General features: G+C 71.4%; 7 protein-coding genes. All 7 read right to left on the bottom strand.

The window, feature by feature from the left end; all coding sequences use genetic code 11:
- Positions 1 to 38 precede the first annotated feature (38 nt).
- The 7 genes from pyk to F4556_RS12025 all read right to left on the bottom strand — a co-directional run bounded on the left by pyk (position 39) and on the right by F4556_RS12025 (position 12,833).
- Positions 39 to 1,469, bottom strand: a complete 1,431-nt coding sequence (pyk, locus tag F4556_RS12055; protein WP_184914169.1) for a pyruvate kinase — start codon at positions 1,467 to 1,469, stop codon at positions 39 to 41.
- Between the two features lie 97 nt (positions 1,470 to 1,566).
- Positions 1,567 to 2,772 carry an acetate kinase gene (locus F4556_RS12050; RefSeq protein WP_184914168.1) on the bottom strand — a complete coding sequence of 402 codons (1,206 nt, stop codon included), beginning with the start codon at positions 2,770 to 2,772 and terminating at the stop codon, positions 1,567 to 1,569.
- Positions 2,769 to 4,901 (bottom strand): phosphate acetyltransferase, encoded by a 2,133-nt coding sequence (gene pta / locus F4556_RS12045; RefSeq protein WP_184914166.1) that lies wholly within the window; start codon positions 4,899 to 4,901, stop codon positions 2,769 to 2,771. The genes F4556_RS12050 and pta overlap by 4 nt, the downstream gene beginning before the upstream one ends.
- A gap of 159 nt (positions 4,902 to 5,060) precedes the next feature.
- Complete coding sequence (gene glgB / locus F4556_RS12040) at positions 5,061 to 7,442, bottom strand: 1,4-alpha-glucan branching protein GlgB (RefSeq protein ID WP_376775684.1); 2,382 nt, start codon at positions 7,440 to 7,442, stop codon at positions 5,061 to 5,063.
- Positions 7,443 to 7,469: 27 nt separating this feature from the next.
- On the bottom strand, positions 7,470 to 8,948 hold the full coding sequence (locus F4556_RS12035) for a maltokinase N-terminal cap-like domain-containing protein (RefSeq protein ID WP_184914164.1): 1,479 nt from the start codon (positions 8,946 to 8,948) through the stop codon (positions 7,470 to 7,472).
- A gap of 229 nt (positions 8,949 to 9,177) precedes the next feature.
- The gene (treS, locus tag F4556_RS12030) at positions 9,178 to 10,881 is read right to left on the bottom strand and encodes a maltose alpha-D-glucosyltransferase (protein ID WP_184914163.1); all 1,704 of its coding nucleotides are present in this window, start codon (positions 10,879 to 10,881) and stop codon (positions 9,178 to 9,180) included.
- A complete protein-coding gene (locus F4556_RS12025) occupies positions 10,878 to 12,833 on the bottom strand; it encodes an alpha-1,4-glucan--maltose-1-phosphate maltosyltransferase (protein ID WP_184924529.1) in 1,956 nt (651 codons plus the stop codon). Before F4556_RS12025 ends, treS begins: the two co-directional genes overlap by 4 nt.
- Positions 12,834 to 13,030: the final 197 nt, after the last annotated feature.

The raw sequence follows: 13,030 nt of genomic DNA, 5'->3' as shown, positions 1-13,030 counted from the left end.
ACTCCGGGGCGCCCCACGGGCGTTGTGGCGGGCGGGGCTCAGAGAGCCGCGCGGGTGCCCAGGTGGTGGACCTGGACCATGTTGGTGTTGCCGGGGATGCCGGGCGGGGAGCCGGCCGTCACGATGACGGTGTCGCCCTCGTTCAGGCGGCGCAGGGCCAGCAGCTCCTGGTCGACCTGGGCCACCATCGCGTCGGTGGTCTCGACCTGCTCGGTCACGTACGCCTCGACGCCCCAGCTCAGCGAGAGCTGGGCGCGGGTGGAGGCGTCCGGGGTGAACGCGATCACCGGGATCGGCGAGCGGTAGCGGGACAGCCGGCGAGCGGTGTCGCCGGACTTGGTGAAGGCCACCAGCGCCTCGGCGTTCAGGAAGTCGCCCAGCTCGCAGGCGGCGCGGGCGATCGAGCCGCTCTGGGTGCGCGGCTTGCGGCCCGGGTTGAGCGGCTGGAGGCCCTGCGAGAGCAGCTCCTCCTCGGCCGTCTCGGCGATCCGGCTCATGGTCTTGACCGTCTCGACCGGGTACTTGCCGACGCTGGACTCGGCGGAGAGCATGATCGCGTCCGCCCCGTCCAGGATCGCGTTGGCGACGTCCGAGACCTCGGCGCGGGTCGGCCGCGAGGCGTGGATCATCGACTCCATCATCTGGGTGGCGACGATGACCGGCTTGGCGTTCCGGCGGGCCAGCGTGATCAGCTGCTTCTGGACCAGCGGCACCTTCTCCAGCGGGTACTCCACCGCGAGGTCACCACGGGCCACCATGATCGCGTCGAAGGCGAGGACGATCTCCTCCATCGCCTCGACGGCCTGCGGCTTCTCGATCTTGGCGATGACCGGGACGCGGATGCCGACCTCGTCCATCACCTTGTGCACGTCGTGGATGTCGCCCGCGTTCCGGACGAAGGAGAGCGCGACCATGTCGACGCCCAGCTCCAGCGCGAACCGCAGGTCGTCCTTGTCCTTCTCGGACAGCGCGGGCACGTTCACGGCCGCGCCGGGCAGGTTGATGCCCTTGTTGTTCGAGAGCACGCCGCCCTCGATCACCACGGTCTTCACCCGCGGGCCGTCGACGCTGACGACCTCCAGGGCGATGACCCCATCGTTGATCAGGATCGGGTCGCCGGGCTTCACGTCGCCGGGCAGGCCCTTGTAGGTGGTACCGCAGACGTGCTGGTCCCCGGGCACGTCCTCGGTGGTGATGGTGAACTCGTCACCGTTGTCGACCGTCACCGGGCCGTTGGCGAAGGTCGCCAGACGGATCTTCGGGCCCTGGAGGTCGGCCAGGATGCCGATGGTGCGGCCGGTGTCCTGGGACACCTGGCGGACCTTGCGGTACCGCTCCTCGTGCTCCGCGTGGGAGCCGTGGCTCATGTTCAGTCGGGCGACGTTCATGCCCGCCTCGACGATGGCCTTCAGCTGTTCGTAGGAGTCCGTGGCAGGACCCAGGGTGCAGACAATTTTCGCTCGGCGCATATCGGTCAGTCTATCCGTTCGTGTTATGGGTGCATTCCGCTCGAATGATGAGAGATCGCCGACGAACCGTCCCGAAGCGTGGGATGCTGACGGGTCGTCAGGCGCCGTGCACCAGGGCGAAGGACTGCTGCGCGATCTCCAGCTCCTCGTCCGTGGGTACCACCGCGACGGTCACCCGTCCGTACTCGGGGGAGATCACCCGGGCCTCGCCGGAGCGGACCGCGTTCAGCTCCGGGTCCACCGTGATGCCCAGCTCCTCCAGACCGGCGCAGGCGGCCGCGCGGACCGGCGCGGCGTTCTCGCCGACACCCGCGGTGAACGCGATCGCGTCCACCCGGCCGAGCACCGCGTAGTAGCCGCCGAGGTACTTGCGCAGCCGGTGGACGTAGGTGTCGAAGGCCAGCTTCGCATCGGCGTCGCCCTGGTCCGCGCGTCGCATGATCTCGCGCATGTCGTTGTCGCCGCACAGGCCGAGCAGGCCGCTACGGCGGTTCAGCAGCTCGTCGATCTCATCGATCGTCAGGCCGCCCACCCGGTGCAGATGGAAGACCACGCCCGGGTCGACATCACCCGAACGAGTGCCCATCACCAGGCCCTCCAGGGGGGTGAGGCCCATCGAGGTGTCCACGCAGACCCCGCCCGCGACCGCCGAGGCCGAGCCGCCGTTGCCCAGGTGCAGCACGATCACGTTCACCTCGGCCGGGTCCTTGCCGAGCAACCGGGCGGTGGCCCGCGAGACGTACTGGTGCGAGGTGCCGTGGAAGCCGTAGCGGCGCACCCGGTGCTCGTCCGCCACCGCCTTGTCGATCGCGTACCTGGCCGCGTACTCCGGCATGGTGGCGTGGAAGGCGGTGTCGAAGACGGCCACCTGCGGCAGGTCGGGGCGCAGTGCGCGGGCCACCTCGATGCCGGTGATGTTGGCCGGGTTGTGCAGCGGGGCGACCGGGATGAGGCGGCGGATCTCGGTCAGCACCTCGTCGGTGACCAGGGTCGGCGCGGTGAACCGCAGGCCGCCGTGCACCACCCGGTGGCCGATCGCGGCCAGCTCGGGGGAGTCCAGGCCGAGGCCGTCGGCGGCCAGCTCCTCGGCCACCGCCTTGAGCGCGGCGCCGTGGTCGGGGAAGACCTGGACGGTCTCCCGGCGGTCGCCGCCGGGCGGGGTGTGCGCGAGCCGGCCATTGCTCTCGCCGATCCGCTCGACCAGGCCGGCGGCCAGCCGGGCGCCGTCCACCATGTCGATCAGCTGGTACTTGACCGAGGAGGAGCCGGCGTTGAGGACGAGGACCCGGGTGGCGTCGCTCACGAGGCCGCTCCTTCGTTCTGGGCCTGGATGGCGGTGATCGCGACGGTGTTGACGATGTCCTGGACCAGCGCGCCCCTGGACAGGTCGTTGACGGGCTTGCGCAGGCCCTGCAGCACCGGGCCGACGGCCACCGCACCGGCCGAGCGCTGCACCGCCTTGTAGGTGTTGTTGCCGGTGTTGAGGTCCGGGAAGATCAGCACGGTGGCCCGGCCCGCCACCTCGGAGCCGGGCAGCTTGGTGGCCGCGACGTGCGCGTCGACCGCCGCGTCGTACTGGATCGGCCCCTCCACCAGCAGGTCCGGGCGCAGCTCGCGGACCAGCTCGGTGGCCTTGCGGACCTTGTCCACGTCCGCGCCGGAGCCGGAGGTGCCGGTGGAATAGGAGAGCATCGCGACCCGGGGCTCGACGCCGAACTGGGCGGCGGTCTCGGCCGACTGGATGGCGATGTCGGCCAGCTGCTGGGCGTCCGGGTCGGGGTTGACCGCGCAGTCGCCGTAGACCAGCACCTTGTCGGCCAGGCACATGAAGAAGACCGAGGAGACGATCGCCGCGCCCGGCGCGGTCTTGATCACCTCGAAGGCGGGGCGGATGGTCGCGGCGGTGGAGTGCACCGCGCCGGAGACCATGCCGTCGGCGATGCCCTCCTGGACCATCAGGGTGCCGAAGTAGGAGACGTCGGTGACCACGTCGAGCGCGAGCTCGACCGTCATGCCCTTGTGCGCGCGCAGCTTGGCGTACAGCTCGGCGAACTGCTGGCGCAGCGGGCTGGTGGCCGGGTCGACCAGCCGGGCCCTGGCCCGGTCGTCGGTCCCGCCGTCACCCTCGCCGGGCAGGGTGATGCCGAGCGCGGCGGCCTTGCGGCGGATCGCGTCCGGCTCGCCCAGCAGGGTCAGGTCGCAGATGTTGCGGCGCAGCAGGATCTCGGCCGCGCGCAGCACCCGCTCCTCGGCCCCCTCCGGCAGCACCACGTGCCGACGGTCGCCCCTGGCCCGCTCCAGCAGCTCGTGCTCGAACATCATCGGGGTGACCCGGTCGGACCGGCTCAGCTCGATCCGGCTGGTCAACTCGACGGTGTCGACGTGCAGTTCGAACAGGCCGAGGGCGATCTCGGCCTTCCGGGGGCTGGCCTGGGTGAGCTTGCCCTCCAGATGGGTGAGCGCGGCGGCGGTCAGCCAGCTGCCCTCCGGGACGACGGCCACCGGGGTGCCGGGGGCCAGCCGGGCGGCCAGCGCCATCACGTTCGGGCCCGGGTGCTGACCGAGCGTCAGCAGGACGCCGGCGATCGGCGGGGCCCCGGCGGCGTGCGCGGCCAGCGAGCCGATCACCAGGTCGGCCCGGTCCCCGGGGGTGACCACCAGGGCGCCCTCGGTCAGCGCGGTCAGGAAGGTCGGCAGCATCGCGCCGCCGAACACGAACCCCCGGACGTCCCTGGCCAGGCCCGCCGCGTCGCCGAGCAGCAGCTCGGCGCCGGTCGCCTCGACCAGCTGGGCCACCGTCGGCGCGGCCAGCGCGGGCTCCTCCGGCAGGACGTACGCGGGGATGGCCAGCTTCTCGGCCAGGGTGCGCTGGATCTGCTGCTTGGCGCCGGGGGCGACCCGGTTGGCGATCATCGCCAGCATCGAGCAGCCCAGGTCGCGGTAGGCCCGGTGGGCGTTGCGGACCTCGGCGATCACCGCCAGCGGGTCCTCGTCGTGGCCGCCGACCACCGGCAGCACCCAGGCGCCGAACTCGTTCGCCAGCCGGGCGTTGAAGGCCAGCTCGTCCGGGATGTTGGTGTCGGCGAAGTCGGTGCCGAGCACCAGCACCGCCTGGCACCGGCGCTCCAGCGCGCGGAACCGGTCGACCAGGGTGGAGACCAGCTCGTCCTGCCCCTGCGCCGCCTGCAGGGCGGCCGCCTCCTCGTAGGTGAGGCCGTACAGCTCGGTGGTCGGCAGGTCCAGCCGGTAGCGGTTGCGGAGCAGCTCCACCACGTGGTCCGAGCCCGGCTCGCCGGGGGCGTGGGCGTGGACCAGCGGGCGGAACACACCGACCCGGTCCACCTGACGGGTGAGCAGTTCCATGACCCCGAGTTCGACGGCCTGCCGGCCGTCCCCCCGGTCGATCCCGGTCACGTACACGCTGCGCGCCACGTGGAAGCTCCGTTTCGGTCGTCCCTCAGTCAGCGGTCATATTGACCATACATTCGCACCGGGAACGGCTGTCCGCATGCGCGACCGGCCGAAGGGGGCAAGGGACGAACGTCCCCGGCGGCCGGGCCCTACGGCCGGTCGCCGGGAACGGACGGTGCCTCAGTTCGCCGGGCGGAGCCAGACCGTGGCCAGCGGCGGCAGGACCAGCTGGGCGCTGCGGGGCTGGTCGTTCCAGGGGGTGGCCTCGGCCTTGACCGGGTGGGAGTTGGCGACGCCGCTGCCGCCGTACTCGGTGGCGTCGGTGTTCAGCGCCTCCTCCCAGAGCTGGTCGGGGGTGCCCAGGGCGGGCAGGCCGACCCGGAAGCAGTGCCGGACCACGGGGGAGAAGTTCGAGACCGCGACCAGCGGGCTGCCGTCGGCGGCGAACCGGACGAAGGAGAGCACGTTGTCCTCGGCCGCGCCGCCGTCCAGCCAGCGGAAGCCGTCCGGGGTGGTGTCCTGCTCCCAGAGCGCCGGGGTGGCCAGGTATCGGCCGTTCAGGTCGCCGACCAGACGCTGCACGCCCCGGTGGTCGGCGGCGGCCGGCCAGTCCTCGGCCAGCACCCACCACTGCGGGCCCTGCTCGTGGTCCCACTCCGCGCCCTGGGCGAACTCCTGCCCCATGAACAGGAGTTGCTTGCCCGGGTGGGCCCACATGAAGCCCAGGTAGGCCCGGTGGTTGGCCCGCTGCTGCCACCAGTCGCCGGGCATCTTGGAGACCAGCGCCTGCTTGCCGTGCACCACCTCGTCGTGCGAGATCGGCAGCACGTAGTTCTCGGAGTACGCGTAGACCATCGAGAAGGTGATCTCGTTGTGGTGGTGCTTGCGGTGCACCGGCTCCTTGGACATGTAGACCAGCGAGTCGTGCATCCAGCCCATGTTCCACTTCAGGCCGAAGCCGAGACCGCCGGTGTCGGTCGGCCGGGTGACGCCCGCCCAGGCGGTGGACTCCTCGGCGATGGTGACCACGCCGGGGCAGCGTCGGTAGACGGTGGCGTTCATCTCCTGCAGGAAGGCGGCGGCGTCCAGGTTCTCCCGGCCGCCGAACTGGTTCGGGGTCCAGTCGCCGCCCTCGCGGGAGTAGTCGAGGTAGAGCATCGAGGCGACCGCGTCCACCCGCAGGCCGTCGATGTGGAACTCCTCGCACCAGTAGACCGCGTTGGCCACCAGGAAGTTGCGGACCTCGGTGCGGCCGTAGTCGAACTCCAGCGTCCCCCAGTCCGGGTGCTCGGCGCGCAGCGGGTCGGCGGGCTCGTACAGCGGCTCGCCGTCGAACCTGGCCAGCGCGAAGTCGTCCTTGGGGAAGTGCGCGGGCACCCAGTCGACGATCACCCCGATGCCGTGTTGGTGCAGGGTGTCGACCAGGAAGCGGAAGTCGTCCGGGGTGCCGAGCCGGGCGGTCGGGGCGTAGAAGCCGGACACCTGGTAGCCCCAGGAGCCACCGAACGGGTGCTCCATCACCGGCATGAACTCCACGTGGGTGAAGTTCAACTCCTGGAGATAGGCCGGGAGTTCGGCGGCGATCTGGCGGTACGAGGTGAGGTCGGGGCGCCAGGAGGCGAGGTGCAGCTCGTACACCGACATCGGCGCCCGGTGGTGCACGGTACGGGCCCGGCGGGCCAGCCAGTCGGCGTCGCCCCACTCGTACGCCGACTCGGTGACCACCGAGGCGGTCTCCGGCGGGCACTGGGTGGCCCGGGCCAGCGGGTCGGCCTTCTTGAGCACCCAGCCCTGCCGGGTGTGGATCTCGTACTTGTACTGGGTGCCCGCCCCGAGGCCGGGGACGAAGAGCTCCCAGACGCCGGAGGAGCCGAGCGAGCGCATCGGGTGGCCGGTGCCGTCCCAGTGGTTGAAGTCGCCGATCAGCCGGACCCCGGCGGCGTTCGGCGCCCAGACCGCGAAGGCGGTGCCGGGGATGCCCTCGACGGTGCGCAGGTGCGAGCCGAGCGCCTGCCAGAGCTGCTCGTGCCGGCCCTCGGCGATCAGGTGCAGGTCCAGCTCGCCGAGGGTGGGCGGCAGCCGGTAGCCGTCCTGCTGGACGTGCTCCACCCCGGCGTAGCTCACCCGCAGGTGGTACGCCGGGATCTCGTCGGCACCGGGCAGCAGGCCGGTGAACAGGCCGGACCGAAGGTGGGTCAGCTCCACCGGACCCTGCTCGGTGTGCACCACCACCCGCTCGGCGAACGGGCGCAGCACCCGGATCGAGACCCCCTCGGAGGTCAGGTGCGCGCCGAGCAGGCCGTGCGGGTCGTGGTGCTCGCCGGACAGCAGCCGGTCGATCTCGCTGGGCGGCAGGGTCGCCTCCGGCAGCCGGAGCGCGGCGTGCGGCACCGGCTCGGGTTCCCGGACCCGGCGCTTCGCCGCGGCCCGCTCCGGTTGGGCGGGCCGGGGGGCCGCCGGGGCCGCTTCGGCGCGCCGCCGGCCGGGCTTGCCCGGCCGCTCGGGCAGGAAGGTGGCGGGCACGGGCGTGCTGCGGTCGCGCTTCGGGCCGAGCGGGGTCACGGCGGAGTCCTCCTGCGGAGTGGGTGGTCAGACGGTCAGGGCCAGGCGGTTGATCGCGGCCAGCGGGATGGGGAGCCAGCTCGGCCGGTGCCGGGCTTCGTAGACCACCTCGTAGACCGCCTTGTCGATCTCCAGCGCCCGCATCAGTTCGGGCGCCGAGGACGGCTCCATGCCGCCGCCCGCGGCGTAACCCGCGCAGTACGCCGTCCGGTTCCGCCCCGCCCAGGAGGCCGCCAGATGGGCCAGCTCCGGGTCCGAGGGGGTACCGGCCAGCAGGTGGGCGGCGGCGTAGTCGAAGGAGCGCAGCATCGCCGCGACGTCCCGCAGGGCGGGCTGCGGGAGCCTGCGCTCGGCCAGCGGCTTGGCCGGCTCGCCCTCGAAGTCCAGCAGCACCCAGCCGTGCGGGGTGCGCATGGCCTGCCCGAGGTGCAGGTCGCCGTGGATCCGCTGGACCGGCAGACCGTCCAGGTGATCGGCCGTCAGAGCCTGGAACGCGGCCCGCAGCGCGGACCGATACCTGGTCAGCCCGGGGACGGCGGCGACCGCCTGGTCCAGCCGCTCGGTCATCGCGGCGGCCAGCTGGTGGGTCTGGGTCCGGTCCAGCCGGGCCACCGGCATGGTCCGGGCGAGCACCCGGTGCACCTCGGCGGTGGCCCGGCCGAGCCGGTGCGCCTCGATCGCGAAGTTGCCCGGGGACGGGTCGCCCTTCAGTCGTCCGACCTGGTCGAGCGCCAGTTCCCAGCCGTCCTCCGCGTCCGGCAGGTAGCGCTGGAGCAGCCCGAGGGTGGCCGGTTCGGCACCCTCCATCCGGCTCTCGAACCAGGCGGCCACCCGGGGGATCCGGGTCGAACCGGCCCGGGAGAGCGCCAGCGTGAGCTCCAGGTCGGGGTTGGTGCCCGGGCTGATCCGGCGGAACAGCTTGAGGATGAAGGCCGTCCCGTAGATCACCGAGCTGTTGGACTGCTCGGCGGTGGAGGCCCGGCCCGGCAGGTTGCCCGGCAGCCCGGGGCCCGGCGTACGGCGGAACGACAGCGCGCCGAACCGGTCGCCGGTGGCCAGGTGCTCCAGCAGACGGCCGGTCAGCTCCGGGTCGTGCACCGCGTCGTAGAGCGCCGCGCCGTCGTACGGGCCGCCGCTGAGCCGCCCGAGCACGGCTCCGGGGCCGATCCCGGGCGGCTCCTGGGAGCGGATGCCGAGCAGCAGCTGGTAGATGTCGCGCTGGGACGAGCCGCCGTCGCCCGCGTACTCGACCTGGAGCAGCAGGTGCAGCAGGGCGGGGTCGCCGACCTGGAGCGGGGTGCCGACCACCGGGGTGATCCTGGTGATCGCGCGGCCCTTGCCCGCGTACCAGCGCTGGCTCGGCAGCCAGCCGATGATCAACGGCAGCGCGGCCTGGACCAGCTCACTGACCCCGGCGGTGGTCCTCCGAGCCCCCGCGTCACGTGCCCCGAGAGGTCTCGGGGCATCCTGGCGCAGATGGGCTTGAGAACGGGAGGTTTCGGACATGACTCCCTTTCCCCGGAAGCGGGCCGAGTGCCCGACGGGTCTGGCCGGGCCCGTCAGTCTTCCGGATTTCGGCGGCGCGACGGCGACGGCACGCGAGCAGGGCTCGGGTGTCACGCCTTAGTGTGGGTGGCCGTTGGGCTGTTCTCCGTACGCGGTGGTGCAGAGATCGCTCGGGGGCGCGTGAATTCTCTTCGCGCCCCCGAGGGAAGTGAACTGACTGATCGTTACTTCACTGCTTGTGAGGGTTGCGCAGCTGGAACCAGTAGAAACCGTGCCCGGCCAGGGTCAGCAGGTAGGGCCACTCGCCGATCGACGGGAAGCGGACGCCTCCGATCAGCTCCACCGGATAGCGTCCCCCGTACCGTCGCAGATCCAACTCGGTCGGCTGTGCGAAGCGGGAGAAGTTGTTCACGCACATGACCAGGTCGCCTTCGTGTTCGCGCACGAAGGCCAGCACCGCGGGGTTACTGGAGGGCAGTTCGGTGTAGCTGCCGAGGCCGAAGGCCGGATTGAGCTTGCGAATCTCGATCATGCGACGCGTCCAGTGCAGCAGCGAACTCGAACTGCTTTGCTGCGCCTCGACGTTGGTCACCTGATAGCCGTACACCGGGTCCATGATGGGCGGCAGACTGAGCCTGCCCGGGTCGGCGGAGGAGAAACCCGCGTTGCGGTCGGGCGTCCACTGCATCGGGGTCCGGACGCCGTCCCGGTCGCCGAGCCAGATGTTGTCGCCCATGCCGATCTCGTCCCCGTAGTAGAGGACCGGCGAGCCCGGCAGCGAGAGCAGCAGGGCGGTGAACAGCTCGATCTGGTTCCGGTCGTTCTCCAGCAGCGGTGCCAGCCGGCGGCGGATACCGACGTTGGCCCGCATCCGCGGATCTTTGGCGTACTCCGCGTACATGTAGTCGCGTTCCTCGTCGGTGACCATTTCCAGGGTCAGCTCGTCGTGGTTGCGGAGGAAAATACCCCACTGGCAATTGCCGGGAATGGTCGGCGTCTTGGCCAGGATCTCGGAGACCGGGTAGCGGGATTCCCGGCGGACCGCCATGAAGATCCGCGGCATCACCGGGAAGTGGAACGCCATGTGGCATTCGTCGCCGCCGGAGGCGAAGTCGCCGAAGTAGTCGACCACGTCCTCCGGCCACTGGTTGGCCTCGGCCAGCAGCACGGTGTCCGGGTAGTCCGCGTCGATCTCCTTGCGGACCCGGCGGAGGAACTCGTGGGTCTCCGGCAGGTTCTCGCAGTTCGTCCCCTCCCGGGCGAACAGGTACGGCACCGCGTCCAGCCGGAACCCGTCGATGCCCAGGTCCAGCCAGAACCGCAGCCCCGCGATCATCTCTTCCTGGACCCGGGGGTTGTCGTAGTTCAGGTCGGGCTGGTGGGAGAAGAACCGGTGCCAGTAGTACTGCTTGCGGACCGGGTCGTAGGTCCAGTTGCTGGTCTCGGTGTCGACGAAGATGATCCGGGCGTCCGGGTACTGCTTGTCGTCGTCGGCCCACATGTAGAAGTCGCCGTACGGCCCGTCCGGGTCGCGGCGGGACTCCTGGAACCACGGGTGCTGGTCGCTGGTGTGGTTCATCACGAAGTCGATCACCACCCGCATGCCGCGCTTGTGCGCGGCGTCGGTGAACTCCATGAAGTCCGCCAGGTCGCCGAACTCCGGCAGCACCGACTTGTAGTCCGCCACGTCGTACCCGCCGTCCCGCAGCGGCGAGGCGAAGAACGGCGGCAGCCAGAGGCAGTCCACCCCGAGCCACTGCAGGTAGTCCAACTTCGAGGTGAGGCCCTTGAGGTCTCCCACCCCGTCCCCGTTGCTGTCCTGGAACGATCGCACCAGCACCTCGTAGAACACCGCCCGCTTGAACCACTCCGGGTCGAGCTTTCCCGGCGAGGTCTCGGCGAAGGTGTCGGGCACGGGCTCGTTGACTGTCACTGAGGGTTCCTCCGAACGGTGAGGAGGTGGGCCGGCCCGGTGGTGGGATCGAGCCGGACATAGTTGTGGCGGTGCCAGGTCCAGGAGGCTCCGGTGAGCTCGTCGTGGACCTGTAGCGGACCGTCCCAGGGCAGGGTGACGGTGGTCTCCTGCGGGTGCTGGGGGTCGAGGTTGACCACGGTGATGACGTGGTCGGTGAGACCGTCCTCGGTGGTGGCGGTCTTCGAGTAGGCCAGGATTTGGTCGTTGTCGGTGGGGTGGAAGGTGAGGTCGCGCAGCTGCTGCAGCGCGGGGTGCCGGCGGCGCAGCCGGTTGAGCACCGTGATCAGCGGCGCGAGGGTGTCGGGGCTGGTCCAGTCGCGGGGCCGCAGCTCGTACTTCTCCGAGTGGGCGTACTCCTCGGAGCCCGGCCGGGTCGGCTCGTTCTCGGCCAGCTCGAAGCCCGCGTAGACGCCCCAGCTCGGGGCCAGCGTGGCGGCCAGCACGGCCCGGACGGCGAAGGCGGCGGGACCGGCCCCGGCCAGGTGCCCGGGCAGGATGTCCGGGGTGTTGGCGAAGAAGTTGGGCCGCATGTAGGCGGCGGCGTCGCCGCTCAGCTCGGTCAGGTACTCGGTGAGCTCGGCCTTGGTCTCGCGCCAGGTGAAGTAGGTGTAGGACTGGTGGAAGCCGATCCTGCCGAGCGTGTGCATCATCGCCGGACGGGTGAAGGCCTCGGCCAGGAAGAGCACGTCCGGGTCGGTGCGGGCGATGTCGCCGAGCACCTTCTCCCAGAACAGCACCGGCTTGGTGTGCGGGTTGTCGACCCGGAAGATCCGCACGCCGTGCGCCATCCAGTACCGCAGCACCCGCAGGGTCTCCTTGACCAGGCCGTCGAAGTCCTGGTCGAAGTTGACGGGGTAGATGTCCTGGTACTTCTTCGGCGGGTTCTCGGCGTAGGCGATGGTGCCGTCGGGGCGGTGGGTGAACCACTCGGGGTGCTTGTTGACCCAGGGGTGGTCCGGGGAGCACTGCAGGGCGAAGTCCAGGGCGACCTCGATGCCCAGGGCGGTGGCCTCGGCGACGAAGTGGTCGAAGTCCTCGATGGTGCCCAGATCGGGGTGGACGGCGTCGTGGCCGCCCTCGGGGGAGCCGATCGCCCAGGGCGAGCCGACGTCGTGCTGACCGGCCGTCAGGGAGTTGTCGGGGCCCTTGCGGAAGGCTCGGCCGATCGGGTGGATCGGGGGGAGGTAGAGCACGTCGAAGCCCATCGCGGCGACCGCGGGCAGGCGTTCGGCGGCGGTCCTGAAGGTGCCGGAGACCGGCGGCAGGTTGCCGTCCGGGTCGATCACGGCGCCCTCGGAGCGTGGGAAGAACTCGTACCAGGAGCCGAACAGCGCCCGCTGCCGGTCCACCTGGAGCGGCAGCGGCCGGGAGGAGCTGACCAGCTCGCGCAGCGGGTAGCGGGCCAGCAGCTCGGTCACCTCGGGGGCCAGCGCGGCGGCGAGCCGGCTGAGCGGGGGCAGCCCCGGGTCGCGCAGCGCGTCCACGGCGGCCAGCACGTGCGCCCGGCCCTCCTTCTTCGGCACCCCGGCGGCGGCCCGCTCCAGCAGCCCGGCACCCTCCTCCAGCACCAGCGCGGTGTCGATCCCGGCCGGCAGCTTGACGGCGGCGACCTTGCGCCAGCTCGCCACCGGGTCGCCCCAGGCCTCCACCAGGTACGACCAGCGGCCGGGCGCGGTCGGCGTGACGTACGCCCCCCAGCGGTCGGTGCCCGGCTCCAGCTCGCGCATCGGGGTCCACGGGCCGCTGCGGCCGCGCGGGTCGCGGAGCACCAGGTTGGCGTTGACCGCCTCGTGGCCCTCGCGGAAGACGGTGGCGGTGACCCGGAAGCGTTCGCCGACCGCGGCCTTGGCCGGGCGGCGGCCGGCGTCGATCAGCGGGGAGACGTCCAGGACGGGGATGCGGCCGATCACGGTGTCGCTCTCTGTCGTCTTGCGGGCGGCGGTCTTCGCGGGGGGTTTGCGGGCGGCGACCGTCTTCCGCGGAGCGGCGGCGGTCTTCCGCGGGGCGGCCGCCTTCCTGGCCGCCCGGGGAGCGGGCAGAGGTGCCTCGGGTTCTGACGATGACTCAAGTCCACCGGTGGCCGTGGTCGCCTGGTCCCGCGTGTCGC

It is taken from the genome of Kitasatospora gansuensis (genome assembly GCF_014203705.1).
In the GTDB taxonomy this organism is placed as follows: Bacteria; Actinomycetota; Actinomycetes; order Streptomycetales; family Streptomycetaceae; genus Kitasatospora; species Kitasatospora gansuensis.
This window is presented reverse-complemented; position numbering and strand designations above follow the sequence as displayed.